Raw genomic sequence first — 26,275 nt, 5'->3', positions numbered from 1 at the left:
TTAAGTGAGAGGCCGATAACGAGCCGTTGCGTGCTCCGCGAGCAGGTCTGCTACGGCATTGAGGCAGGCGAATCCCAGCTCGGACGACATGCCTTGTGGGTCACCGAGCACCCCGTTGGGTGCGACCGCCTTGACGCCGTCAGTGAATATTCGAGCCAGCAGTTCCTCGTCCATGGACCCGGTGAAGCCTGCGGTTGCGCGATCGCTTCTGACGGTATCCGGCCGAACGGCTAGCATGATCGAACTTTCGGCGACGTCGGCGTGCCCGCCGACGTGGGCGGCGAGGCCGGCGACGCGTTGAGCAGCGTCTCGCCACGCGCCGATGATCGCCGCTGAGTCTGCGAAGGCGATTACGTCCAGGTCAGAGGGGAGTCGCGCGGCGAGCTTCGGCTCGATGCCACTGAGCACGGGGTAGTTGCCGATGTGCGCCGAGAAGATCAAGACTCGACGGAATCCGTGCGCCGCGAGGCTTGCGCAGCAGTCGAAACAGACCGCCTCGAGTGTCTCGGCCCGCAGCGAGAGCGTTCCCGCGAACCCGAGGTGGTGCGCGGAACAGCCGATCCGCACCGTCGGCAGCACGAGCGCGTCGCCGAGCCGCTCGGCGACGAGGACACCCAACCGGTCGGCGTGATCGCTGTCGACCGACAGCGGCAGGTGCGCGCCGTGCTGCTCGGTTGCACCCAGTGGCAGAACCGCCGTACGCATGCCGCTCGCGATGGCGTCGCGCTGCGCGCGTTCGAGGTCGACCCGTCGGACAACAAGTCCCAGTGGCGAGAAGGCGTCGAGCTGATCCGTCGGGCGTTCCTCGAGGATCCGTTCTCGTTCGTGGGCGAGCACTACAAGATCCCGCCGCGCAGCCTGGTTCCGAAGCCGCTGCAGGCGCCGTATCCGCCCATTTCGGCTGCCGCCGGCAGCCCGAGCTCGGTCGAGACCGCCGCCGCGATGGGCATCGGCGCCATCATGGGCGGCCTCTTCCTCGGGTTCGACCTCGTCGAGAACATGGTGAAGCTCTACGACGAGAGGCTCGCCGCCACCGACCACCCGTACCCGATCACGCCGCGCAAAATGGTCGCGGTCAGCGGTGGCATGCACTGCGCCGAGACGACGGCGCGGGCGCGCAGGGAGGCGAAGCCTCTGTTCGAGATGGTCAAGCTTTCGACCGGCGCCTACGAGCGCCTGTCCAAGCTGTCGAAGGACTACGCCTACATGGGCGCCGTCAAAGACGTCGACTTCGACGACGAAGAGTACATGTTCGAGCATTCGCAAGGCTTCATCGTCGGCGACCCGGACCACTGCATCGAGCAGGTCCGGCGATACGCGGACATGGGCGTCGACGCGCTCGTGCTGCGTGTCGACAGCCTTCCCCACGACCAGCTCATGCGCTCGATCGAGCTCTTCGGCAAGTACGTGATCCCTCACTTCAAGCACCCGCGCAACGTGGTGCGTTCGGCCGACGACGTCCTGGCCGACATCCGCGCCGCGCGTCCTGCCCATGAAGAGGAGCTTCGCCGGTTCCAGTCCAAGCACAACCTCGAGAACGCCGCGGAGGAAGTTAGATGAGCGACCTTTACAACCACGGCACGGGCGATGTCCTCGTCGAGCGCCACGACGACGGCGTTTTGCTGATCACGATCAACCGACCCGACCACTACAACTCGCTCACCATGCCGATGTTCGAGGAGATGAACCGGATCTGGGCCGACGTCGAGCGCGACGACGAGACCCGGGTCGTCGTCATCACCGGAGCCGGCAAAGCCTTCTGTACCGGAATGGACGTCGTCCAGCCCGATCCCACGCCCGAGCAGGCGCTCGCGATGCTGGAGACCGAACGCAAGCGGGTAGCGACCGTCCTGCGAATCGAGAAGCCGATCATCTCCGCGATCAACGGCCCCGCAGTCGGCTACGGGTTGTCGACCGCACTGCTCGCCGACATCAGCATCGCCGCGGAGGACGCGGTGCTGATCGAAGGTCACACCAGGGTCGGCGCGACCACGCCGCACTCATCTGGCCGCTTCTTGTGGGGATGGCCAAGACCAAGTACTACGTGCTCACCTCGGAGAAGCTGACCGGTGCCGAGGCCGAGCGGATCGGGCTCGTGAGCCTGGCCGTCCCGCGCGAGCAGGTACTGCCGCGCGCCCTGGAGGTCGCGTCCCATCTGGCGCGGGGTTCCCAGCAGGCGATCCGCTTCACCAAGCGCGCGCTCAACGTTTGGCTCACCAGCGCGGTGCCCCAGCACGAGCTGTCCGCGGCGCTGGAGATCCTCGACTTCGCCGGCGCTGACTACGCCGAGGCGCGCCAGGCCTTCCGCGAGAAGCGCCCCGTCGACTTCCCGTCCGCTCGCAACGCCGTCGTACCGGCGAACTGACCGGAGCTCAGCATGACCGCAGCCTCGCAGGACACAGCGCTCAGCGCTGTAGGCGTGTCCGACGAAGTGGACGGCGTGGTTGTCCTCACCCTGAACCACCCGCCCGCGAACGCGCTCAGCAACTCGCTCGTCAGCGAGCTGACAGCGACGCTGGAAGCCCTCGCCGGCGGCCCTGACGCCCCCGCAGTGGTCTTGACGGGCGCGGGCGAGCGCTTCTTCTGCGCGGGGGGTGACATCAAGGAGGCCATCGGCTACGACGCCGAGTCGATGGTCGCGCGGATGACGTCGTTTCACGCGTTGTTGCGCGCGCTGGAAAACCATCCCCGGCCGCTGGTGTGTGCGGTCAACGGCTGGTGCGTCGGTGGTGGCATCGAAATGGCGCTGTTCGCTGACGTGGTGTACGCGTCGGCTGATGCGCGTTTCGTCTTCCCCGAGATCAACCACGGGATGTTGCCCGCCGTGAAGGGGATCGCGCGAGTGCGCGGGGTCCTGGGTGACCGTGCGGCCCGGCGTCTCCTGCTGGGCGGAAAGCCCGTTGGCGCGTTCGAAGCGGAGACCATGGGCATCGTCGACCAGGTGGTCGAGCGGGATGACCTGCTTGCGATCGCGACGGCGGATGCGCGCGCGGCAGCGGCGAAACCGCCTGCCGTGTTCGCAGCGCTGAAGCGGGCCCTTCACGACGCGGCTGCGAGCTGGCCGGCCGAAGAGCAACTCCGTGTCACGGTTGCCGACGCGCGCACGGTCTTCAACGACCCGGCCGCACGCACTGCCCGTGAGGCTTGGAATGGCTGATCAAGTTCACGGGCTGGACCCGGCCACCTTCCGCTCGGCATTGGCCCGCTTCCCTTCAGGCGTGACGATCGTGACGACGCGCAGCGAGGCAGGTACGCTGCACGGGTTCACCGCGAGTTCCTTCGCGGCGCTGTCACTCGATCCGCCGCTCGTTCTGGTGTGCTTGAACCGAGTAGCGGACTGCTTCCCCGTCTTCATGGCGGCCGAGCGGTTCGTCGTGAACATCGTGACGCCCGCACACGCGGAGCTGGCGATGAAGTTCGCGACAAAAGGTGAGAACAAATTCGCGTACGGAAGCTTCGAGTTCGATCAGGAGGGTCATCCGCTACTGCCCGACGCAGCGGCAGTCATTCGTTGCGAACTAGAGCAAGCCGTACCCGGCGGAGATCACGTGATCCTCATCGGTCGTGTGCATGACGCGCGGACGGGCAGCGGCAAGCCGGTGATGTGGTACAGAGGCGGCTTCCTCCAGCTCGGGGAGAGTGCCGCATGAACTTCATCGGGCCTGGGCTTGTCGGCTCTGGAAGAGAGTCCGTGTCATGGATCTGATCAATTTCACACCGACCCGGACGCTTCCGGGGCTGCTGCTCGATCGCGCGAGCAGAGAACCCAACGCCGTCGCGCTGCGCTATTCGCGCAATGGGGTCGTGCAGGCGATCACGTGGCGGTCGTACGTGGACCGCGTGCGCGATCTCGCGCTCGGCCTTGTCGCGCAAGGTGTGCGGCACGGCGACCGCGTCGCGGTGATGAGCAGCGCACGCCCGGAATGGGTCTTCGCCGCACTGGCCGTGCAGAGTGTCGGCGGGGCCGTGATCGGCGTGTACCCGACCAACTCACCCGCCGAGATCGAGCAACTCCTCGCGCACAGCGAGGCGGTCGCCTTCATCGGCGAGACGGCGACGGAGCTCACCAAGGTAGCGAAGATCGCCGCGAACACACCGACGCTGCGGCTTGTGGTCGGAATCGACGCCACTCCGCCGGAGCTACCCGAGGCGATCAAAAGGACAACGTGGGAAGCACTGTGCGAAGAAGGAGCACAGTACGCCGACGACGGCCCGGATCGTCTCTCCGAGTTGGTCGCCGGCGGTTCCCTCGACGCCGCCGCCGTGCTCTTCTACACGTCGGGGTCCACGGGAGTTCCGAAAGGCGTCACACACTCGCATCGGACGCTTCAACACGCGATCCAGCCCGTCGTCGGCCTCTACCCGGAGATCCCCACCCGACAGCACGACATCGTCGGCTTCCTGCCGCTAGCGCACGTGGCACCGGCGCTGCTCCTTATCTTCACACCGCTGCTCACCCGTCTCGTGGTGACCTTCTGCCGCATCGAGGAGTACGAGGATGCGCTGCGCACGGTACGACCGACGGCACAACTGTGGCCGCCCCGCTTCTATGAGAAGATCGCAAGCGAGCTGATCGCACGAACCGGCTCTTGGTCCAGAGTTCGACGCTACGCCTACAAAAGCGCGATGTGGGCGGGTCGCCGAATGGCCGAGCGGCGCTGGTCCGGCAGCCACCCCTCGGTATTGTTGCGAATCGCTTACACCGCCGCGCTCCATGGTGTCTTCCTGCCACTGCGAGCAAGCGTCGGAATGGATCGCCTCCGCGTTGCATGGACCGCTTCGGCCGCGATGCCGGAGAGCGTCATGGCGCTGTGGCAGATCTGGGGGCTCGATCTCCGCGAGAACTATGGACTCACCGAGACGGCCGGCAGCCCCGTTGCGCAATTCGACCAGCGGTTCCCTCGTCCGGGTTTCATCGGCAGGGAATTCCCTGATCCACGCTTTCAGGTGAAAGTCGCGGACGATGGCGAAATGCTGGTCCGCGCACCACTTCTCTTCAGCGGGTACTGGCGTGACCCCACGGAGACCGAGGCCGTTCTGCAGGACGGGTGGTTCCGCACTGGTGACCTGATAGAGCGCACAGCCCACGGCGACATCCGGCTCATCGGCCGGAAGAAGGATGTGATCATCACCCGGGGCGGCAAAACGATCAATCCTCAGCCCATCGAAACCCGGTTGAAGGAGAGCTTGCTGATCAACGAGGCGATCGTCGTCGGCGACGCGCGCAAGTACCTCACCGTCCTGCTTGAGCCGAGTGCGACCGCACAGGCGCAGTCGGCGACGACGCTGGCCGAACGCCTACGAGCAGAGGTCGAACGGGTCAACGCAGACCTTGCGCGTGTAGAGCAGCTGAAAGACTTCCGTGTTCTGCCGCGGCCCTTGGCGCCCGAGCGAGGCGAGCGGACCGCGAACGGCAAGATCAAGCGAAATGCCGTCGTGAGCTCGTTCGCGACACTGATCGACGAAATGTACGGCGCGGACGACGACGCGGCGATCGCGAACCACGTGCGCCCGAGGCCGAACTAAGGAGGAACGGCCGGCCGAGCCCCAAGCCCGAGGAGGACGCGGATGGTTGGTTTGGGACCAGGCCGTGGGGCCGGTCTTGACTTCCATGTCGACCGGCGTGTGTGCAGCAGCCGGGAGGCCGCCCGCGTCGGTGAGCCGCGGGACTCCTACCAGCCGCCGCCGTCCCCCTCGTCGCCCTCGAAGAAGTCGCCGATCTCGTCGACGACCTCCGCCGCGACGATGCCGCCGATGAGTCCGGCCGCCCCGACCGCGGCCACCGTGCCCCAGCCCGGCCCGCCGCGGTGCCGGTCGTGCTCGTAGTGCCCGTGGTGGGGCTCGCCGTAGTGGCCGCCGTGGTGGCCGCCGTGCCCGTACGGGTCGTGGCCGCCCATCATGGGGTGGCCGCCGCCGTGGTGGTGGGCCAGCCCGTCCATCCAGCGGCCGATCTCGGCGGCCCAGTCCATCTGCGCGGCCTGCTCGTGGCCGACCTGGAAACGGCCGTAGGTGTCGTGCCCGGAGGTGAACAGCCCGCCGCGCTTGTCGGCCTCGAGGATCACGGCCAGCCCGTGCGGGTCGGCGACGAAGGTCAGCTCGACCTCGTTGACGCGCCCGGCCCACTGCGCGGGCGGGTAGAACTCGATCTCCTGGAAGAACGGGAGCTGCTGGTGCACGCCCTGGATGCGGCCCGCCTCCATGTCGGCCTTCTTGAGGTGGAAGCCGAGCCGGGCGAAGCCGTCCAGCACCCGCTCCTGCGAGGGCAGCGGCGCGACCGAGACGGCGTCGAGGTCGCCCTTGTCGACGGCCCTGGCGACCGACAGCTCGGTGCGCACGCCGACGGTCGCGCCGTACAGCGCGCCGCCGTGCGTCTCGGTGATCGGCGTCTCCCACGGGACGGGAAGGTGGAACGGGATGGTGTGGTACCCGCCCTCGGAGAGGTGGAGCGGCCCCGAGACCTGCGCCCTGAAGAACTCGGCGGTGCCGGTGTGCTCGGAGTCGCCGTGCTCGACCTCGACCCGCGTGACCAGCGAGAGCGCGACGTACTCGATGTCGGAGGGGATCTCGCCGCCCTTGACGCGCACCTCTCCGCTCAGCGATCCGCCGGGCAGCACGCGCGGTGTGGCCAGGACCGTGTCGACCGAAGGGCCCCCGACACCTAAGGCTCCCAGCATCCGTTTGAAGACCACGGTTTCCTCTCCTGCTGTCGTCGGACATCACAATGACCGAACAGGCAACGAGCAGGACGGGGCGGCGGTTCCCTCGCGCAGGCCCCGTCCCCGGGCGCTCTCAGCCGGTGGGCCGGACGAACTCCGGCCGGTCGAGCGCGCGCGGCCAGGGCCGTATCGCCGCCCAGGGGACGCCCCGGAACATTTCCCGCGGGGCGGGTGTTGAGCGGTCCAGTTTCCACCGTGTCGCCTGGTCGACGGCGCCGCACCACCGGCGGCCAGGTGCTGTTCCACTCGCAGCTCGTACCGGGGACGAGGCTGCGTGCCGCGCCGGAGGCATGGTCTCGGACGTCCGCGATCCGCCGCCGCGCCGGCTGATTCTCGTATCGGACACGCCGGCCGTCCGGTTCTCGTGAACCGGAGGCCGGGCCCCGGACGGACTTGGGAGGACGAAGGCAGTGACCATGGTCGAGATGGAACCGGCCGTCGGCGATCGTTGTTCGTCGGCGCAGTTGTGGGACGTTCTGGTGGACCGGCTGCCCGTGGAGCGCGTGCCGATCGCGTCGGTGCGCGCGGCGGACTCGCCGCGGCTGGCCGGCGAGAGCGCCGAGCACGCCCGGATGCTCGCGCAGTCGGGCGAGGTGCTGCCGCCGATCATCGTGCACCGGGAGACCATGCGCGTCATCGACGGGATGCACCGGCTGAAGGCGGCCGAGCTCAGAGACCAGCGTGAGATCGACGTGCGGTTCTTCGACGGCGACGAAGATGAGGTTTTCGTGCTCGCCGTCCGGGCCAACACCAAGCACGGCCTGCCGTTGACGCACGCGGACCGGACGGCCGCGGCGGAGCGGATCATCCGGTCGCATCCGCAGTGGTCGGACCGGATGATCGCGGGCAGCACGGGGTTGTCGCCGAAGACGGTGGGCGGGATCCGCAGCCGGCTGACCGAGGAGCTTCCCCGGATGGACGTCCGGCTCGGCCACGACGGCAGGATGCGGCCCGTCGACAGCGGGGAGGGCCGCAGGCTGGCGGCGAAGTTCATCATGGAGAACCCCGACGCGACGCTGCGGCAGATCGCCAAGGCCGTGGGCGTCTCGCTGGCGACCGCGCGGGACGTGCGCAACCGGGTCCGCCGGGGTGAGAGCCCCGTGCTGCCGAAGCGCGGGGAACGGCCGAGCGTCCCCGTGGCCGCCGGGCCGCGCGAGGAGCCGGCGCCGGAGGAGCCCGCGGCCGACGGGTTCCCCGGGGCGGCGCGCATCCTGCCGATCCTGAAGAGGGACCCCTCCATCAGGTACACCGACCAGGGCCGCCTGCTGCTGCGCCTGCTGGACGCCAACACCATGCTGAGCCCCGACCAGTGGAACAGCCTCATCGAGAACGTGCCGCCGCACTGCAGGGAGCTGGTCGCGAACGCCGCCCGGGAGTGCGCGGAGGTCTGGCGGCAGGTCGCGCACCAGATGAGCAGCCGCGTCCGATGAGCCGGCGGTCGTCCGGGCGCGTCAGACGAGGAAGCTGATCTCGCGCGGGTCCCGTCCGACCAGGGCCCGGCCGTGGACCTGCTGCGGGATCCCCATGCCGAAGCCCGCGTGCCTGCCGCCGACGTTGACGTCGCGCCAGATGCGCTGGAGCGGGCTGGACTCGTCGAACGCCGAGGTGCCGTACGCGGTGACCAGGACGTCGACCGCCTCGCGGCACTGCTGGGCGACGTGGGTCGCCTCCATGCGGACGCGGGCACGCGTCTCCAGGTCCGCGTTCACCTTGGCGCGCGCGAACTCGTCGATCGTGTCGGCGACGCGCCGCGCGTGCAGCCGCGCGGTGTCGATCTTCATGGCCGCCGTGCTCAGGTCGAGCTGCAGCGTCGGCGACTCGGCCTGCCGGGCGTAGGTGGATCCGGCGGCGGGACGGTCGTGCGCCCGCTCGCGCACGAAGTCGAACGCCGCCTCGGCGCCGCCGACGAGCGAGCCGATCACGCTGAGCGAGAACACGGCGGTCAGGCTGTTGCGGTACAGGTGCCCCTCGTCGACCAGGCCGTCGGTCTCGCCGTTGAGCACCGGCGCGTAGGGGAGCAGGCGGTGCCGGGGAACGGTCACGCGGTCGGCGGCCACCGTGTTGCTGCCGGTGCCGCGCATGCCGACGAAGAACCAGGTGTCCTCGACCTCGACCTCGTCGCGGCGCAGCAGCGCGATGTGCACGGACGGCCTGCCCGCCTCGGTCGGGAGCGCGACCAGGACGCCGATCCAGTCGGCGTGCAGGGAGCCGGACGCGTAGGCCCACCGGCCGCTGACGACGACCCCGTCCCCGGCGTCTTCCACCGACCGGGACGGCAGGCCCAGCACCAGGGCGGTCCGCGCGTCCGGGTTCGTCCCGAACACCTCGTCCTGGGTGCGCTCGGGGAACAGGGACACGACGAAGTTGCCGGCGTTGAAGAGCCCGGTGACCCACGAGGCCGAGCAGCAGCCGCGGCCGAGCTCCGAGGTGACCCCGAGCAGCGTGCGCATGCCGGATTCGTGGCCGCCGAACCGCGCCGGCGTCATCAGCCGCGTCAGGCCCGCGCGGGTGATCTTCTCGACGGTGGCGTCGGTGAGACGGCGGGAACGGTCGGATTCCGCGGCGTCCGCCCATAAATGCTCGCGCAGGGCGGCGGCCCGTGCCACGAGTTCCTCATCGCCGGGGACGGGAATGCCCGCCGCGCCGCCGGTGAGGATTCCGGCGCCCGTCGAATTCTCCATAACCTTATCGGTCCTTCCTTGCCGGGGTCGACGGAAAAAGCTAACACGGCCGTCCGGTGACGCGAATGCGGGCGTCGCGGGCGTCCGGCGGAGTAATGGCACGCCCGCGACGAGGGTACGTCGTCCTGGACGCGTGCGAATACACGGCGAAGGACGGCGTGAAACCGGTCCGCGGCGGGGACGTCCAACCGAGGAAAATCCTCGTTCGAACCCGCGCGGCCCTGCGCCCGAGCCCGCCGTCCGCAGGTCCGCCCCCGTGAACCCGGCCGTTCTCCCTCCCCGGCGTTCGCGCCGTCCATGTCGCCGTCCCCCGAACACGGGCCCGGGATGTCACAGTGGCTGCGTCACGGAGCCCCTCCCGCCGAAATCGATCCACCGCGCCCGCCTTTCGTCCCAGGCGGCGGACGGGCCCTGCATTGTTCGCACGCGACGGTGTTCCGCGCGTGCGCGGCCCAAGAAAAAGACAAGGAGGGTGGGATGCCATGAGCTCGGTCGACTGGACCGCGGTCGCGAATCGCATTTCGTTCGTTCCGATCCGGTTCGGCAGGCCGTCGGTGGACCGCCGGACCGCCCGCGAGATTCTTGGATGCGACGACGGCGACCTGGCGGAGCTGGCCGAGGCGGGGCTTCCGTACGCCGACGACGGCGCCGACCGCCTGTTCGACCCCGACGACCTTTACAACCTGGCCATCTATTCGGGCACCGGGCGCACCTTGCCGGAACGGGCGTTCGGCACGCTTTTCCGTTTCACCGCCGGCGGGACCGGCGGCCTGACCGTCCCCCGGGCGTGGCGTCTCACGCTGCGCCTGGAGTGCGGTGACTGCCGGGGCCCTGCCGCGTGGTCCCTGCACGAGCCCACGGGCGGATCGTTCGGCGGCGGCAGGTCCCGCGCCCTGCTCCCCGCCCCCTCGGAGCGCGAGGCCGCCTACACCGCCTCGGTGGTCACGCGCGGGACCAGGACGCCGCTGGTGTCCCCGCTGCTGCGCAAGATCGCGTACGAGTACCTCGAAGGCGGCCTGCGCTGGCAGATGCTGCCGGAGGACCTGCAGGTCGACTACGACGCGGTGCACGACCTCGGCGCCACCGGCTGCGTCGCGGGCAGCCTCTATCTCGCGGACCGCTTCCGCATCGAGGGGTACGAGGCGGAAGCGCGCCGAGGCTGGTTCTGCGACGCCCCCGCGGGGATCGCGGAGGTGCCGTACGCCTGGGTCGAGGTGATCGACGACGACGGCCGCCCGAAGGCCGTGGACGTGACCACCCCGCAGCTCGCGGCCCGGTTCTCGCCCGGCGCCCAGGTGTTCCAGGACCTGTGCGTCGGCTCGGCGTTCAACCGCGTCGTGCTCTGCGACGGCCTGGCGGACGAGCCGCTCGCCGCGCACGCCTGCGGGGGAGACCCGGCCCGGGTCGTGGTCCGCTCCGACATCCGCGCGGCGCACGCCGGGACGGGAGGAACCGAGAATGTCTGACACTCTGGATCCGCGGCGCTGCGCGCTGCTCACCATCAACGTGCAGAACGACTTCACGCGCAACGACTCCCTGCACGCCATGCCCGGCACCGACGAACTCGTCCCGGTCATGGGCTCGGTGGTGGACGGCTTCCGCGCGCTCAGACTGCCGATCGTCCACATGGTCCGCCTCTACCACGCGGACGGCTCCAACGCCGAGATCACCCGGCGCTCGCTCATCGCCGCGGGCATGCCGGTCGTCCGGCCCGGGACCGAGGGCAGCGAGGTGCGGTCCGAGCTGCAGCCGCCCGACGGGTTCCTGCTCGACCACGAGGCGCTCCTCGAAGGCAAGGCCCAGCCCGTCGCCGCCCGCGAGTGGGTGATGTACAAGCCGCGGTGGGGCGCCTTCTACGAGACCGGGCTCGCCGGTCACCTGCACGGCCTCGACGTCGACACGGTCGCCGTCATCGGGACCAACTTCCCGAACTGCCCGAGGACCACCATCTACGAGGCGAGCGAGCGGGACTTCCACGTCGTGGTCGTCTCGGACGCGATCTCCCGGATCTACCCCCGGGGCCTGGACGAGTGCGCGGGCATCGGCGCCCGCGTGTCCACCTCCGACCGGCTCCTGGAATGGCTGCGCGCCGCCCGATGACCCCGGCCCGCCGCACCCTCGTCCCGCCGGCGTGGACCGGCCACCCAGCGAAGGACCAGCCGATGACGACGACCCCGCGCCGGACCTCCCCGATGCCCGCGTCCCGCGCACGACCGGCACGCGATTCCCGGAACGGACGGTGACCCGATGACGACGACCCAGGGCGTGTACGACCGGGTGGACGACCGCGGGAACGACGGCCTCGACGTGCTCGGCCCCGGCGAGCTCCGGCTGCTGCGGGAGCTGGACGCGCTGATCCTGTCCTGGGCCGAGGAGGCCGGAGCCCTCGAACGCCGGTACCCCTTCCTGTTGCGGCCGGACTTCCTCGACGGCCTCGGCCACTTCGAGGACTTCCCGCACCTCGGCCTGCCGGTGCCGGCGGCCGATCCCGAGCGGCTGCTGAAGTCGCTGCGGATCGCCGAACGCCCGCTGGCGTCGGTGCCTGCCGAGGCGCTCGACGACGCGCGGTACGTCCTGCCGTCGGCCGCCTGCCACGCGATCTTCCAGAGCCTCGCCGGGCGGACCGTGCCGGCCGAGGGCGCCGCGCACACCACCCTCGCGACCTGCTTTCGCAACGAGGAGCGGCACGGGGGCCCGCGCCGGCCGCTGGCGTTCTCCATGCGCGAGATCGTGCACGTGGGGACGGCGGAGGGGGCCAGGGAGCACGTCGCCCGCTTCAAGGAGCGGGTGCTCGCGCTCGGCGCGAGGCTGGGCCTGGACATGAGGACCGAGGTCGCGACCGATCCGTTCTTCGACAGGACCGCCTCGCGTGCCATCATGCAACTCCTGTTCCCCGTCAAGGAGGAGTTCGTCGTGGACGGCGTGACCGTCGGCTCGGTCGACCACCACGGCGACTTCTTCGGCGAGCGCTGCGGCATCCGGCTCCCGGACGGCACGGCCGCGCGCAGCGGCTGCGTCGCGTTCGGCCTGGAGCGCTGGGTCCACGTCCTGACGGCGCGGTTCGGCGGCGCCGGGGCGGCCGCCGAGGCGATCCTGAAACTACGGTGAGGCGGGCGGCTCGACGCCGGGCGAGCCGGTGCCCGTCCCCGGATCGGCCGCGCACCTGCTCGTCGCCATTCCCGCCGCGGAGGGGAACCGATGATCGACCTGACCGCCGACGACGGCACCATCGAGACCGGCAGGGTCGAGGTGAGCCCCGGCGTCGAACTGCACTACGAGCGGCGCGGGGGCGGGCCCGACCTCGTCCTGGTCAACGACTTCCTCATGGAGAGCAGCTCGTGGCGGCCCTTCACCTCCCGGCTGCAGAACGAGTGCCGCCTGCTGAGCTACGACCAGCGCGGCCAGGGAGAGTCGTCCCGCGCGGACGCCGTCTGGGCCGATCACGTCGCCGACCTCGCCACGCTGCTGGACGCGCTCGGCGTCAGGGAGGCCTTCCTGCTCGGCACCTCGTCCGCGGCCCTGCTGTGCCGCGACTTCGCCCTGGCGCATCCGAAGCGGACCCGGGGCCTGATCCTCGCGGGCCCGGCGCTCAGCCCGTTCGGCGGGCGCCGCCACCGCCGGATCGTCACCTCCTGGATCAGGACGCTGGACGGCCAGGGGCTGCCGGCGCTGTTCGACCAGCTCTACCCGCTGGTCTCGGGCGATTACGGCGCGGAGGTGGCGGGCACGACCGGGTTCCTCGGCCGCAAGCAGGCGTTCCTCGCGCTCCACACCCCCGAGACGATCAGGGCGGGAATGGCCGCCTCGCTGATGGCCGACCACGACCCGGTGCTGCTCGCCGGTGTCCGCTGCCCGGTGCTGGTGGTGGCGGGCGACGACGATTTCATCCTGGGCGTCGCCGCCGCCGAGCGGCTCGCCGAGCTGATCCCGAGGGGCCGCGCGGTGATCTTCCCCCGCACCGGGCACCTGCCCTTCGTCGAGCAGCCCCACCGGTTCCAGGAGGAGGTCGCCGCGTTCGTCGCCGAGGTGGTGAAGGGAGGAAGGGACGGCGACTGAGCCCATCGCCAGGACGCATGCCACCGCGGCGCCCGTCCGCCGGGCCCGCGTCGCCGGGGCGCCGGTCAGGGGCGGGTGACGCCGTCGAGGTCGGCGCGCTGGGTGGCTCGCAGCCGCTCGATGGCGGCGGCGAGCCGCTTGGTGTCCCGGTTCAGGCCCGAGGCCTGCTCGCCGCGGGCCACCGTGACGGACTGGTCCAGGTGCTCGCGCAGCCGCCGCGCGAACCGGCGGTCGAACTCGGCGCCGGCGGTCCGGCCGAGCTCGGCCAAATCGTCCGCGTTCACCATGCCCGGCATGCTGTGCCCCTCGTGGACGTTCGTGGAGGGCAGGCCGGTGCGGGCCAGCAGCCGCCGCAGGCCGGTGAGCTCGGCGGTGTGGCTGTCCTTGATGCGCGTGGCGAGCCGTTTCAGCGCCGTGTCGGTGCCGCGCGCCCGCGCCATGTCGAGAAGGGCGAGCGTCTGTCCGTCCATGGGGATCATGAGCTGGAGCCAGGCGACGTCGGTGCCGTTGAAACCGGGCGGGATCGTGGCCACGGCGGCGGCGGGCGAGGGGGCCGGCGCGGAGGCCGCGGGGGAGCCGGGGGCGGTGGCGGCCGGGGAGGGCGGCGCCGCGGGGTCCGTGCCCGTGCCGCCGCATCCGGCCGAGAGCAGGGCGGCCAGGAGCGGGACGGTCAGGAGGACGGCCCGCCACGCGCGAGCGGGCCCGTCGGCCCTCATGTTCCCGCCAGGTACGCGCGCGGGCGCCGGACGCGCGCCCGGCTTCGCCTGTGTCTCAAGGGTCACCTGCCTTCGCGAGGCCGTCCCGGGGGTGGGGACGGTGTTGACGGGCGGACCGGCGGGTGGAACCGGACGGCTCCGTCCCGGTAAGGATCGCGAAAAGGAGAGCGCTCTCCAACGAGGGTTACGCCCGCGTTGCGTAGATGTCAACCGCCCTCGGCCCTCTGACTACCAGGTGTTTCAGCCGCGGGCGCGGTGAAGTGGGCCCGGCCCCCTAGGTCCGGGGGACATCGTCAGGCGGACTCCCGGACCACCAGGGACGGTTCGAAGATGACTGAGGTCATCGGCCTGCCGGGCTCGTCCACGTGCTCCAGCAGCAGGCGCGCCATCTCGGCGGCCATGTCCTCCACGGGGTGGCGGATCGTGGTGAGCATGGGACGGCTCGCGGTGGCGGCGCTGCTGTCGTCGAAGCCGACCACGGCGACGTCCTCGGGGACGCGCCGCCCGTGGTGGCGCAGCACCAGCAGCGCGCCCTGGGCCATCAGGTCGTTGGCGACGAAGACGCCGTCGAGGCCGGGGTGCTCGCTCAGCAGGCGCTCCATCGCGGCCTCGCCGCTGGCGTAGGTGAACTGCCCCTCCACGCAGGGGATGTACGGGTGGCCGTGCGCCGCCATCGCGTCGCGGAAGCCGGCCAGCCGGTCCTGGGCGGCGAGCACGTCGAGGGGACCGGCGATGGTCGCCACCCGGCGGCATCCCCGCGCCACCAGGCGGTCGGCGGCGAGTTTGGCGCCCGTCCGGTGCGCGACGTCGACGTAGCTGATGGGGATGGCCTCGCCGGGCCGGGCGAACAGCACCGAGGGCAGGGCGGCCTCGCTCAGCAGGCGGGGGAGCGGGTCGTGCGGCTGGGTGGAGACCAGGATGGCGCCGTCGGCGTACCCCTGGCGCAGGAACGAGATGATCTGGGTGCGCGCCTCGTCGGTCTCGGCGAACATCAGGATCGGGTGGATGCCGCGCGGGCGCAGGAAGCCGACCACGCCGCTCGCCACGCGCCCGAAGAACGGGTCGGCGAAGACCTGGCTGTGGAAGGGGTTGGCCTCGTCATCCTCGCCCGCGCCGGAGACGACCAGGGCGATCGCGCCGGTGCGGCGGGTGACCAGGGACCGGGCCGCCCGGTTCGGGACGTACCCGGTGTCGGCGATCGCCCGCCGGACCGTCTCCTGGATCGCCGGGTCGACGTTGCGGATACCGTTGATCACCCGGGAGACCGTCGCTCGCGAGACGCCCGCCGCTCGAGCGACGTCCTCCAGGGTGGGGGCTGCCGTCACGGGCGGGCGACCTTCGCTCATGTGGCTTTTATAGCATGACGGGAGAGCGCTCTCCACAATCCGGCCGCGCAGACGGCCGTCGTCACGCCGACGGGCCGTCGCCGCTCCACGTCTTGGTGGCCAGTGGAAGATCGTCCGCGCTAGCGCCCGCGTGCACGGTGAACGTCCCCGGCTCGGCCTCCCACGCGCCGCGCGCGGGCGACCAGTGCTCCAGCGCGCGCGCCTGGACCTCCACCGCGACCTCCACGCTCGCGCCCGGCGCGGCCTGTGCCCGCGCGAAGCCCGCGAGCCAGCGTACCGGACGTTCGACCTCGCTCTCCGGCCGGGACAGGTAGACCTGCACGAGCTCCGCGCCCGCCCGCCCGCCGGTGTTGCGCAGCCGCACCCGCACGGTGAACGACCGGCCCGGCTCCACACGCTCGGGCGCGACGACGCTCTCGTACGCCCACGTGGTGTACCCCAGCCCGTGCCCGAACCAGTAGGAAGGCGCCTCGCCCCCGCGCAGCCGCCCCCGGTGGCCGATGTGCAGCCCCTCGGCGTACTCCAGCACGCCGTCGACGGGGGTCGTGCCGACCAGCGCCTCGTCCGCCCACGTGGTGGGCAGTCGGCCGCCGGGCTCGGCCGCGCCGAGCAGCACCTCCGCCAGGCCGTGCCCGTACTCCTGGCCGGGGAACCAGCTAATCAGGACGGCGGGCACCTCCTCGCGCCACGGCATGGCGACCGGGCCGCCCGCGTTGACCACCACGACGGTGTCGGGGTTGGCCGCCGCCACCGCGCGCACCAGCTCGTCCTGGCCGCCGGGCAGACGCAGGTCCACGCGGTCGTACCCCTCGCTCTCGGTCTCCTCGGTCGTGCCGACGACCAGGATCGCGACGTCGGAGGCCCGTGCGAGCTCCACCGCCTCGGCGAGCAGCTCGCCGGCGTCGCGCACGGGCGGGTCGGCGGCCAGCACCGAGGCCAGCCCGCTGCCGGGGTCGAGGCGCCGCCAGGCGACCAGCTCGACCTCGCGGCACTCGGTGAGCTCCAGCGCCGCGTGCCGGTAGGGCGGGTGCAGGTGGACCGTCGCCGGGTCGTCGGTGTCGCGGCCCACCTCGTCGTCGATCAGCGTCATGCCGTCCGCGTCCAGCCGGAGGTGGCCCCAGCCCGCGACGGCCAGGTCCCACACGCCGCCGACCGGGGGGCGCAGCCGCGCGCTGATCTCCACGGTGTGCGCGCCCTCGACGATCGCGGTCTCCAGCACGTTGCCCGTGTAGCGCCGCTCGCTGTGCAGCTCCTCGCCCGCGGCCGACAGCAGCCGGACGCGCAGCCCCGGCTCGCCGGTCAGCGGGTCGCGGGCGGCGTCCACGCCGAGCGGGGTGGGACGTCCCGGGATGTGGATGCCCGCGGCGTGGACGACCTCGGCGCGGCCCGCGAGCGCGTCGCTCAGGCCCTCCAGCGGGGAGACCGACGACACGGGGTAGACGCCCGCGCTGCCGCCGCCCTGGATGCGCGGCGCGGCGGCGCTCGGGCCGATCAGCGCGACCCTGCGCAGCCGCGCGGGGTCGAGGGGGAGCAGCGCCCGCTCGTTGCGCGCCAGGACGGTGCTCGCCACGACGGTCTCGCGCAGCAGCGCCCGGGTGGGGGCGTCGTTGGCCGGGGCCAAGGGGCCGGGCGGCGGGGCCTCTCCCGTGCCGAGCGCGCCGACGCGGGCCGCCAGGCGCAGCAGCCGCCCGACCTTCGCGTCGATCGCCTCCTCGGGAACCTCGCCCGCGCGGACCGCCGCCAGCAGGGCGTCGCCCCACGGGCCGTCCGGGCCGGGCATGGCGAGGTCCTGCGCGGCGCGCCCGGCGGGCACCGTGCTGCGCACCGCGCCCCAGTCGGACACCACCATGCCGTCGAAGCCCCACTCGCCCTTCAGCGGCTCGTCCAGCAGCGGGTTCTCGCTCATCGTGGCGCCGTTCACGCCGTTGTAGGCGGACATGACCACCCACACCCCGGCCCGGACCGCGGCCTCGAACGGCGGCATGTACACCTCGCGCAGCGTGCGCTCGTCGACGCGCGCGTCCAGCGTGAGCCGCTCGGTCTCCGAGTCGTTGGCCACGTAGTGCTTGGCGGTGGCGGCGACGCCGCGCGACTGTACGCCCCTGATGTACGCCGCGCCGATCCTCGCCGTGAGCAGCGGGTCCTCGGCGTAGCACTCGAAGTGGCGCCCGCCGAGGGCCGAGCGGTGCAGGTTGATCGTCGGCGCCAGCAGCACGTCGACGCCCTTGCGCCGCGCCTCGGCCGCGAGCAGCTCGCCGAGCCTGGTGACCAGGCCCTCGTCCCAGGTGGCGGCCAGCGCGGAGGGAGAGGGCAGGGTCAGCGAAGTGCTCCGCTCGTCCCACCCCTGGCCGCGCACGCCGATCGGCCCGTCGGAGACCACGATGGAGCGCAGGCCGATGGCCGGCTCATCGTAGGTGCGCCACGCGGTGGCCCCGGTGAGCAACCTCACCTTCTGCTCCAGGCTCAGCGTCCGCACCGCGCCGTCGACGCCGTCGAGGTCGGCGTCGGGGCGGGCGTCGAGCCGGGCACGGCCGTCGAGGTCGGCGAGCTGGTCGTCGGTCACTCTGTTGATCCTCTCGAGGTCTGGAGAGCGCTCTCCCTCCACCGCCTAGACTCACCATGCCGCGCGGGGATGTCAATGGCGACGGTGCGTCCGTTTCGGCGGCCGCCCCTTATCACCGAGGTGGGCAAGACGTTTCGTCCGGATTGCGGGGGAGTCTTGACGGGGGCGGCGCGCAGGTGCACTCTCCTTGGAGAGCGCTCTCCCTAGCTTGTCCCGCCCTTCGCGGCGCCACCCCCTTCCCCCAGGAGAGACCGTGCATCCATCCCGAGGTCCGGGCCACCGCCGCCCGGGCACAGTCGTCTTCGCCTTGATCGCTGTGCTCACCACGCTCGCCCTGCTCGCCCCCGCCCTGGTGTCGGCGGCCGCTCCCGCCTCGGCCGCCGACACGCTGCTCTCCCAGGGCAGGCCCGCCACCGCGTCCTCCACCGAGGGCGCCGCGTGGGCCGCGTCCGCGGCGGTCGACGGCGACCTCGACACCCGCTGGGCGAGCGTCTTCAGCGACCCGCAGTGGCTCCAGGTGGACCTCGGCGCGACCGCGACCGTGAGCCAGGTCGTCCTGCGCTGGGAGACCGCGTACGGCAGGGCGTTCAAGATCCAGCTCTCCGCCGACGGCACCTCCTGGACCGACGCCTACTCCACGACCACCGGCACGGGCGGCACGCAGACGCTGGCGGTGTCCGGCAGCGGCCGGTACGTGCGCATGTACGGCACCGCCCGGGGCACCGGCTACGGCTACTCGCTGTGGGAGTTTGAGGTCTACGGCAGCACCGGCACCACCGAGCCGCCCGGCACGTGGACCCCCGTCTGGCGCGACGACTTCGACGGCCCGGCGGGCACCTCCCCCTCGGCGGCGAACTGGATCCTGCGCACCGGCACCCAGTACCCGGGCGGCGCCGCCAACTGGGGGACCGGCGAGGTCGAGACCATGAGCGCCTCCACCGCCAACGTCTCCCTCGACGGCGCCGGGCGTCTGTCGATCAAGGCCATCAAGGACGGCGCGGGCAACTGGACCTCCGGCCGGATCGAGACCCAGCGCACCGACTTCGCCCCCCAGCCCGGTGAGCGGCTCAAGTTCACCGCGCGGCTCAAGCAGCCCGACGTCCCGAACGCCCTCGGCTACTGGCCGGGCTTCCGCGCGACCGGCGCCGCCTACCGGGGCAACTACAACAACTGGCCCGGCGTCGGCGAGACCGACATCATGACCGACGTCAACGGCCGCGACCAGCTCTCCAACACCCTGCACTGCGGCACCGCGCCGGGCGGGGTCTGCAACGAGTACGACGGCCGCACCAGCGGCTTCGCGTCCTGCACCGGCTGCCAGACCGGCTACCACGACTACACCCAGATCATCGACCGGACCAAGACCGACGAGGAGATCCGTTTCTACCTCGACGGAAAGCAGACCTGGGTCGTGCGCGAGAGCCAGGTCGGCGTCGCCGCCTGGCAGGCCGCCGTCCACCATGGCTTCTACCTGCGCCTGGACCTCGCCATGGGCGGCTCGCTGCCCAATGCCCTCGCCGGGGTCACCACCCCCACCGCCGCGACGACCTCCGGCGGCGTCCTCAGCGTCGAGTCGATCGCGGTCGAGAGGAGCGCCGGTACCGCGGCCCCGGCCATGACCGACCCGCCCGTCCCCGCCGGGCCCAGCACCGTCCGGGTGACCGGGACCCAGGGCAACTGGCAGCTCACCTGCAACGGCCTGCCCTACATCGTCAAGGGCCTCACCTACGGACCGCCGCAGGGCGCCGCCGACGGGTACGTGCGCGACCTCGCCTCCATGGGCGTCAACACCATCCGCACCTGGGGCGTGGACGACGCGCAGACCCCCGGCCTGCTCGACCGGGCCGCCGCGCACGGCATCAGGGTGATCGTCGGGCACTGGCTGAACCAGGGCGCGGACTACGTCAACGACACCACCTACAAGAACAACGTCAAGAACGAGATCGTCGCCCGGGTCAACGCGCTGAAGAACAAGCAGGGCGTGCTCATGTGGGACGTCGGCAACGAGGTCATCCTCACCATGCAGGACCACGGACTGCCCGCCGCCGAGGTCGAGGCCCGCCGCGTCGCCTACGCCAGATTCGTCGACGAGGTCGCCGTGGCGATCCACGTCGCCGACCCCAACCACCCCGTCACCTCCACCGACGCCTGGACCGGCGCGTGGCCGTACTACAAGCAGTACGCCCCCGCGCTCGACCTGCTGGCCGTGAACTCCTACGGCGCGATCGGCGGCGTCAAGCAGGCGTGGATCGACGGCGGTTACACCAAGCCGTACATCCTCACCGAGGGCGGCCCGGCCGGCGAGTGGGAAGTGCCGGGCGACGTCAACGGCGTGCCCACCGAGCCCACCGACCTGCAGAAGCGCGCCGGCTACACGGCGAGCTGGAACGCGATCAAGGCGCACCCGGGCGTCGCGCTCGGCGCCACCGAGTTCCACTACGGGCTGGAGAACGACTTCGGCGGCGTGTGGCTCAACACCTTCACCGGCGGGTGGCAGCGCCTCGGCTACCACGCCCTCAAGCAGGCCTACACCGGGCAGCCCACCGGCAACACCCCGCCGGAGATCACCGCCATGAACGTCGGAACCCAGACGAGCGTCCCGGCGGGCGGGCAGTTCACCGTGGACGTCACCGCCTCCGACCCCGACGGCGACGCGATCCGCTACAACCTGATGTACAGCGACAAGCACATCACCGGCGCAACCGGCCTGAAGCACGTCCGCTTCACCGAGACCGCGCCCGGCCGGTTCACCGCCACCGCGCCGCAGCAGATGGGCGTGTGGAAGGTGTACGTCTACGCCTACGACGGGCAGGGCAATGTGGGCATCGAGCAGCGGTCCTTCCGCGTCGTGCCGCCCCCCGTGCCCGGCACCAACGTGGCGATCGGCAAGCCCACCACCGCCTCGACCTACCAGGCCACCGGGGACGGCGGCGCGCCGTTCCTGCCCGCCAAGGCCACCGACGGCAGCTTCACCACGCGGTGGGCCAGCGAGTGGAGCGACGCGCAGTGGATCCAGGTCGACCTCGGGAGCAGCGTGCCGGTCAAGCACGTGCAGCTCGGCTGGGAGGCCGCCTACGGCAAGTCCTACCAGATCAGGACGTCCACGGACGGGACCACCTGGACCGTCCCCCACTCCACCACGACCGGCGACGGCGGCTTCGACGACATCGACCTGAACGTCACGGCCCGCTACGTCCGCGTCGAGCTCTCCCAGCGCGGGACACCGTGGGGGTACTCACTCTGGGAGTTCGGGGTCTACCGGTGAGGTGAGTCCCCTCTATCCCTGTTCGCGACCTCACCCGTACCGGCCCCTTCCGCACGCGCCTCGGGGGCCGGTAGTCCGGTAGGGTCCGAGCGCGGGCGGCCATGGGCGTGAGTTGGACACGCCCACGGCCGCGGCCCGCCCGCCGATCGAGCGAGCAGAGTGGGGGAGACGTGTCAGTCCAGAGCAGCCGGCCCGGACCGTCCAGTGAGTCCGGTCAGGCAGGCCGGCCCGGCGCCGGGAGCGCCTCGGGCCCGATCAAGAGGACCGCGCCGTTACGCACCGGCCGCTCGTCCTGGGCCACCTGGTTCCCGGCCGCCAAGTCGCGGCCGTTCGCCCGGCTCCGCCTGTTCTGCTTCCCCCACGCGGGTGGGTCCGCCGCCGTCTACCACCAGTGGCACCTCGGGTTGTCCCCGGCGATCGAGGTCCGCGCCGTGCAGTACCCGGGCCGGGCCGACCGCATGTCCGAGCCGCTGATCTCCGACGACGCGCGCATGGTGAGCCTGGTCACCGAGGCGATGGGCGCGCTGCTCGACCGTCCGGTCGCGCTGTTCGGCCACAGCATGGGCGCCGTCCTCGCCTACGAGACCGCCCGCGCGCTGCGGGAGCTCGGCACGCCGCCCGTCCACCTGTTCGTCTCCGGCAGGCGGCCGCCGCAGATCCCCCTGCGCGAGGAGCCGGTCGCGCACGCCGACGACGAGACGTTCATGCGCAGCCTGCGCGCCCTCGGCGGCACCGACGCCGACGTGCTGGACGACCCGCAGATCCGCGAGCTGACGTTCCCGTACGTGCGCAACGACTTCGACCTGATCGAGTCCTACGTCCACCGCGACGGCCCGCCGCTGGCCTGTCCCGTCACCGTGCTCGCCGGCGACGAGGACGCTCAGGTGACCCCCGAGGACGTCGAGCGCTGGCGCGAGGTGACGACCGGCGAGGTCACGGTGCGCTTCCTGCCCGGCGACCACTTCTACCTGGTGCCCCGGCAGGCCGAGGTCCTCGCCGAGATCGACCGCGCACTCGACTGACGCGGGCCCCGATCCGGACGCCTCCTGAACGCCCGGAGCCGGGGCGCCCCGCCCACGCGGCAGGAGGCGCCCCGGCTCCGGAGGGAAACGCGGGGAATGGAAGGTCAGAAGACCGGCACGCCCTCGCGCACCAGCTTCCAGTTGGGGTCGGCGAAGGTCGAGGCGTCGATCGTGCCCGCGGCCGTGGCGTACTCGATCAGGGCCTGGCGGATCTCCACCTGCGCGGTGTAGACCACCCGCGCGGTCGCGACGTGCGGGAAGCCGCCGCCGCCCGACTGCCGGTAGTTGTTGATCGCCACGACGAAAGACTGGCCGGCGGCGACCGGCTTGCCCTGGTAGGAGAGGCCCACGATGCGCTGCCCGGCCGGCTTGGAGATGTCGATGTCGTAGGTCACGCCGGAGAGCTGGTCGTAGTTGTAGTCCGGCGTGCCGCCCGCGTTGGTCAGCGCGCGCAGGTCGACCGGCGCGCCCGGCGCCACCTGCGCGAAGTACTTCGCCGAGTACTCCAGGTAGTCCTTAAGCTGGGCGCCGGTCAGCTTCACCGCGAGCAGCGTGTTGTCGTACACGTACAGCCCGGCCATGTCGCGCACGCTCACCGGGCCCGCCGGGAAGACGGCGGTACGGCTGAACGGCGCGGCGATGGACAGCACCGGCAGCGACGCGTCGGGCGTGCCCGCGATCGCCTTGGTGACCAGGTCGGTCTGCACCTTCTGGATGTAGTCGAGGATCGCGGTGTCCTTGTAGGGGGACTCGGCGGCCGACAACTGCTCCTTGGACTGCGCGATGACCTGGTTCACGTACCCGACCGTCTTGTCGTGCTGCTCCTTCATCAGGGCGACGATCTTCGGGTCCTCGGCCACCGTGTTGGTGTTGAGCGTCGTGGACGCCTTGGAGGTGACGGCCCACGAGCCGCGCTCCTTGGTCAGCGTGAAGTCCACCACCGACAGCCGGTTGCCCCAGCGGCCCGGCTCGGTCAGCAGCACCTGCTTGCCGGTCGCCTTGTTGGTGACGAACCGCTGCGGCACGTCGTTGTGGGCGTGGCCGAACAGCACCGCGTCGATGCCGGGCACCTGCTCGGCGACCATCGCGGAGGCGTTCTCGACCGGCAGGTCCGAGCCGTAGGACGACATGCCGTTGTCGCCGGCGTGGGCGGTGATGAGGACGACGTCGGCGCCGAGCTTCCGGATGACCGGCACCCACGTCTTGGCGGTGTCGACCAGGTCGAGGAACTTCAGCTTGCCGTCTACGTTGGCCTTGTCCCAGATGGCGCTGCCCGGGTTGGTGAGGCCGAGGACGCCCACCCTGACGGGCCTGCCGCCCTTGACGGGCATCGACTTGATGACGAACGGCCGGTAGGCGGGCAGCCCGGTCTTCGCCGACACCGCGTTGGCGCCGAGCACGGGGGCCTTCATCTGCTTGACCCAGGTGGCGAGCAGGGGGAGCCCGTAGTTGAACTCGTGGTTGCCCAGCGTCACCGCGTCGTACCCGATGGCGTTCATGGCCTTGGCCATCGGGTGCGTCTTCTTGGTCTCGGTGATCGGCTCGATCTTGGCGAAGTAGTAGTCGAGCGGGGTCCCCTGGATGGTGTCGCCCGAGTCGAACAGCAGGGTGTGGTCGGCGCCGCGGTCGGCGCGGATCTTGTTCACCAGCGTGGAGACCTTGGCGAGGCCCACGTCGTTGTGCGCGCTGTCGTCGTACTCGGCGTTCTTGAAGTAGTCCCAGTTAAGGGCGTTGCGTGGATGTCTGAGGTGGCCATCACGGTCACCTTGACCGTCTTCGCCGACGGGTGGCCGGTCGAGGCGGAGGCCGAGAGGGGTGCGAGGAGTCCGAGGACCGCGGCCACTGTGGCGCCCGCGGCGAGGACTCTGCCGGTTCTGGAACTCATGCGCGGGAGGCTAGCGGTGGGGAATCACCTGCCGGTCACAACACACCATTTGTCGCATAGCTCCCTGATGAATGGTGGGTACCCGCCGCCTTTACGCTCAGTAGCCGCCGTCAGCGCGGAGGGGTGCCGCGCTCCAGCAGCAGGACCGTCACGCCGCGGAAGTGCCACACGCGGCGGACGGCGAAGCGGTTCTCCAGCAGGACGTCCACCTTGGGGATCGCCCCCCGCGCCAGGCCGTACCGGGACGGGGCCGAGGTGCCGGGGCGCACGGGACGGTCCGTGCGCTCGCGCACCAGCCAGACGCGGACGCCCATCGCCTCGCGCGGGTTCATCTCCGGCGGCATGGCCGCGTAGCGGGTCAGGCCCTCGCGGGCCCACGGCACCGCGTAGGCGACCCGGTCACCCGGCCGCGCCCCCGCCGCGGCCACGGCGGCGGCGTCCCGGTAGTTCACCTGGTGCCCGGAGGCCGTCCGCGCGTGCGCCTGCTGGGGCAGGGCCAGGGCGGCGGCCGCGGCAAGGGCGGCGAGCCGGACCGGCAGGCGGGCGCGGCCCAGGGCCATCCCGGCGAGCAGGGCGAAGGCGGGCGCGGCGGCCAGCACATACCGGGAGTTGTAGACCGGCGTGCCGAGGAAGGACACCGCGCACAGCACGGCGGTGGGCAGCACGCCCCAGACCACCGCGCCCGCCACGAAGGCCCGCCGGCCGGGCTCCCTGCGCCAGAGGTACACGGCGGCGGCCAGCCCCGCGAGCGCGACCAGCCAGCCGAGGACCACGGCTGGCAGGTCGCCGGGCTCGGGCTCGGGCATCCACGCGGTGATCGCACTGCGCACGAGGACGATGTTCTGCCAGGTGGGCGGGCCGAGCCAGCCGACCTGCCCCACCTGACCGGCCGACAGGGCCGCGAGTGCGAGGGCCGGCGGGGAGCCGAGGGCCAGCCACGGCAGGCACCGGCGGGTGATCACCAGGTGCGCGGGCAGCACGAGCACGGCGAACAGGTGCGCGCAGGGCAGCAGCGCGACGGCGAGGACGTACCGCCCCCACCGGCCGGTCTCGGTGGCCCGGTGCAGCGCCCAGAAAGAGAACACCGCGGCGGCGACGGCCAGCGTGTACGGCCGGGCCTCCTGGCCGAACCGGGCCATCGACGGCAGCACCAGCAGCGCGACCCCGGCGGCCACGCCCGCCCGGGCGCCCGCGAGACGGCGGCCGAGGTCGGTGAGCAGCCCCGTGGCCGCGGCGACGGCGAGCGCGGAGGGCAGCCGCACCCACCAGTCCGCGGTCCCCAGCCGGGTCCAGAGGTACATCAGCACGTAATAGGGGAGGAAGACGGCGTCGCGCTGACGCAACGTGTCCCACAGGACGTCCAGGGAGGACACCGAGCCCACCGTGGCGAGCTCGTCGGCCCACATCGACGGCTCCCACGACCACGCCACCGTGAGCACGAGGGCCGCCGCGGTCATCACGGCCACGGCGGCGTTCACGCGCGGGACGAGCCCCCGGCCTGTGTGCGCGCCCGGGTCCTGCTCCGGCGTGGCCACCGTGCGGTCGCCGCCCCCTGCCACGCCCGGCACCGAGATGTCCATGGACGCCCATACTGTCCGAGACGTGGTGCGGGTACCAAAGCAAACCCGGGCGAACCCGAACGAAATTGTGCGACCCGGCCCCGGGGAGAGAGTCATCGAGGAAAACATGGGAGGCGGGGGAGCGCTCCCTGGCTTCCGAGAGTGGCTTTCGCCCGATCATCTGTCAAGACCTGAATTAACTCCAAGGCAAGGTGGAGCACATCTGTGCGCTACTTGTGATGAACCGAGGAGAGCGCTCTCTCCAAATGGGACATCCGCCGTTGATCATACTTTGACGTGCGAAGACACCGTTGGGAAGGTGTGAGCGCTCTCTCCCGCTTCATCGTTGCCCCCGGTAGGTCACGGCGATCGTTACCCTCCAACCCGTTGACATGACCGTCACAATCGCATGAACCTTCTCAGGGAGCGCTCCCTCCAAGATCAATAAATGCCCCAGGGAGGGTCT

21 protein-coding genes are annotated in these 26,275 nt (G+C 71.4%); 13 read left to right on the top strand and 8 right to left on the bottom strand.

Annotated elements, in window-relative coordinates; genetic code table 11:
* Positions 1-705 carry a creatininase family protein gene (locus AB0M95_RS03495; RefSeq protein ID WP_363758833.1) on the bottom strand — a complete coding sequence of 235 codons (705 nt, stop codon included), beginning with the start codon at positions 703-705 and terminating at the stop codon, positions 1-3.
* Between AB0M95_RS03495 and AB0M95_RS03490 the strand changes: the two genes are divergently transcribed.
* From AB0M95_RS03490 to AB0M95_RS03465, 6 genes are read left to right on the top strand one after another with little or no spacing between them, the layout of a single operon-like run.
* On the top strand, positions 655-1,560 hold the full coding sequence (locus AB0M95_RS03490) for an LLM class flavin-dependent oxidoreductase (RefSeq protein WP_363758830.1): 906 nt from the start codon (positions 655-657) through the stop codon (positions 1,558-1,560). The genes AB0M95_RS03495 and AB0M95_RS03490 overlap by 51 nt on opposite strands.
* Positions 1,557-2,066, top strand: a complete 510-nt coding sequence (locus tag AB0M95_RS03485; RefSeq protein ID WP_363758827.1) for an enoyl-CoA hydratase/isomerase family protein — start codon at positions 1,557-1,559, stop codon at positions 2,064-2,066. Before AB0M95_RS03490 ends, AB0M95_RS03485 begins: the two co-directional genes overlap by 4 nt.
* Complete coding sequence (locus AB0M95_RS03480) at positions 2,024-2,365, top strand: enoyl-CoA hydratase-related protein (RefSeq protein WP_363758824.1); 342 nt, start codon at positions 2,024-2,026, stop codon at positions 2,363-2,365. The genes AB0M95_RS03485 and AB0M95_RS03480 overlap by 43 nt, the downstream gene beginning before the upstream one ends.
* 12 nt (positions 2,366-2,377) lie before the next feature.
* On the top strand, positions 2,378-3,157 hold the full coding sequence (locus AB0M95_RS03475) for an enoyl-CoA hydratase/isomerase family protein (RefSeq protein WP_363758821.1): 780 nt from the start codon (positions 2,378-2,380) through the stop codon (positions 3,155-3,157).
* Complete coding sequence (locus AB0M95_RS03470) at positions 3,150-3,650, top strand: flavin reductase family protein (protein ID WP_363758818.1); 501 nt, start codon at positions 3,150-3,152, stop codon at positions 3,648-3,650. Before AB0M95_RS03475 ends, AB0M95_RS03470 begins: the two co-directional genes overlap by 8 nt.
* A 46-nt stretch (positions 3,651-3,696) precedes the next feature.
* On the top strand, positions 3,697-5,526 hold the full coding sequence (locus AB0M95_RS03465) for an AMP-binding protein (RefSeq protein ID WP_363758815.1): 1,830 nt from the start codon (positions 3,697-3,699) through the stop codon (positions 5,524-5,526).
* Between the two features lie 146 nt (positions 5,527-5,672).
* Here AB0M95_RS03465 and AB0M95_RS03460 read toward each other — a convergent pair whose 3' ends face one another.
* Entirely contained in the window at positions 5,673-6,689 is a 1,017-nt protein-coding gene (locus AB0M95_RS03460) for a sporulation protein (protein WP_363758812.1), read from the bottom strand.
* Between the two features lie 443 nt (positions 6,690-7,132).
* Between AB0M95_RS03460 and AB0M95_RS03455 the strand changes: the two genes are divergently transcribed.
* Entirely contained in the window at positions 7,133-8,146 is a 1,014-nt protein-coding gene (locus AB0M95_RS03455; protein WP_363759135.1) for a ParB N-terminal domain-containing protein, read from the top strand.
* A gap of 21 nt (positions 8,147-8,167) precedes the next feature.
* Here AB0M95_RS03455 and AB0M95_RS03450 read toward each other — a convergent pair whose 3' ends face one another.
* On the bottom strand, positions 8,168-9,397 hold the full coding sequence (locus tag AB0M95_RS03450) for an acyl-CoA dehydrogenase family protein (RefSeq protein ID WP_363758809.1): 1,230 nt from the start codon (positions 9,395-9,397) through the stop codon (positions 8,168-8,170).
* A gap of 482 nt (positions 9,398-9,879) precedes the next feature.
* Here AB0M95_RS03450 and AB0M95_RS03445 point away from each other — a divergent pair, with 482 nt between their 5' ends.
* The 4 genes from AB0M95_RS03445 to AB0M95_RS03430 all read left to right on the top strand — a co-directional run bounded on the left by AB0M95_RS03445 (position 9,880) and on the right by AB0M95_RS03430 (position 13,453).
* Positions 9,880-10,863: a hypothetical protein gene (locus AB0M95_RS03445; RefSeq protein WP_363758806.1), complete on the top strand. Its 984-nt coding sequence runs from the start codon at positions 9,880-9,882 to the stop codon at positions 10,861-10,863.
* Entirely contained in the window at positions 10,856-11,497 is a 642-nt protein-coding gene (locus AB0M95_RS03440; RefSeq protein WP_363758803.1) for an isochorismatase family cysteine hydrolase, read from the top strand. The genes AB0M95_RS03445 and AB0M95_RS03440 overlap by 8 nt, the downstream gene beginning before the upstream one ends.
* 147 nt (positions 11,498-11,644) lie before the next feature.
* Positions 11,645-12,505 (top strand): hypothetical protein, encoded by an 861-nt coding sequence (locus tag AB0M95_RS03435; protein ID WP_363758800.1) that lies wholly within the window; start codon positions 11,645-11,647, stop codon positions 12,503-12,505.
* Positions 12,506-12,595: 90 nt separating this feature from the next.
* Complete coding sequence (locus tag AB0M95_RS03430) at positions 12,596-13,453, top strand: alpha/beta hydrolase (RefSeq protein ID WP_363758797.1); 858 nt, start codon at positions 12,596-12,598, stop codon at positions 13,451-13,453.
* Between the two features lie 65 nt (positions 13,454-13,518).
* On the opposite strand, the gene AB0M95_RS03425 is transcribed toward AB0M95_RS03430, so the two are convergent.
* From AB0M95_RS03425 to AB0M95_RS03415, 3 genes are all read right to left on the bottom strand, one after another.
* On the bottom strand, positions 13,519-14,169 hold the full coding sequence (locus AB0M95_RS03425; RefSeq protein WP_363758794.1) for a DUF305 domain-containing protein: 651 nt from the start codon (positions 14,167-14,169) through the stop codon (positions 13,519-13,521).
* A 293-nt stretch (positions 14,170-14,462) separates the two neighbouring features.
* Positions 14,463-15,515 carry a LacI family DNA-binding transcriptional regulator gene (locus tag AB0M95_RS03420; RefSeq protein WP_363758791.1) on the bottom strand — a complete coding sequence of 351 codons (1,053 nt, stop codon included), beginning with the start codon at positions 15,513-15,515 and terminating at the stop codon, positions 14,463-14,465.
* 61 nt (positions 15,516-15,576) lie between these two features.
* On the bottom strand, positions 15,577-18,078 hold the full coding sequence (locus tag AB0M95_RS03415) for a glycoside hydrolase family 3 C-terminal domain-containing protein (RefSeq protein WP_363758788.1): 2,502 nt from the start codon (positions 18,076-18,078) through the stop codon (positions 15,577-15,579).
* 253 nt (positions 18,079-18,331) lie between these two features.
* Here AB0M95_RS03415 and AB0M95_RS03410 point away from each other — a divergent pair, with 253 nt between their 5' ends.
* Together AB0M95_RS03410 and AB0M95_RS03405 are read left to right on the top strand one after the other, a co-directional pair.
* The gene (locus tag AB0M95_RS03410) at positions 18,332-21,343 is read left to right on the top strand and encodes a discoidin domain-containing protein (protein ID WP_363758785.1); all 3,012 of its coding nucleotides are present in this window, start codon (positions 18,332-18,334) and stop codon (positions 21,341-21,343) included.
* A 170-nt stretch (positions 21,344-21,513) separates the two neighbouring features.
* A complete protein-coding gene (locus tag AB0M95_RS03405) occupies positions 21,514-22,365 on the top strand; it encodes an alpha/beta fold hydrolase (protein WP_363758782.1) in 852 nt (283 codons plus the stop codon).
* 104 nt (positions 22,366-22,469) lie between these two features.
* Here the strand turns inward: AB0M95_RS03405 and AB0M95_RS03400 are convergent, their stop codons facing one another.
* Both AB0M95_RS03400 and AB0M95_RS03395 read right to left on the bottom strand, forming a co-directional pair.
* Complete coding sequence (locus AB0M95_RS03400) at positions 22,470-24,038, bottom strand: 5'-nucleotidase C-terminal domain-containing protein (RefSeq protein WP_363758779.1); 1,569 nt, start codon at positions 24,036-24,038, stop codon at positions 22,470-22,472.
* Between the two features lie 322 nt (positions 24,039-24,360).
* Entirely contained in the window at positions 24,361-25,830 is a 1,470-nt protein-coding gene (locus AB0M95_RS03395; protein ID WP_363758776.1) for a glycosyltransferase family 39 protein, read from the bottom strand.
* Between the last annotated feature and the right edge of the window lie 445 nt (positions 25,831-26,275).

The organism is Sphaerisporangium sp. NPDC051017, from assembly GCF_040683095.1.
Lineage (GTDB): Bacteria > Actinomycetota > Actinomycetes > Streptosporangiales > Streptosporangiaceae > Sphaerisporangium.
Note: the sequence above shows the minus strand (reverse complement) of the source record. Positions and strands in the feature narration are given on the sequence as shown.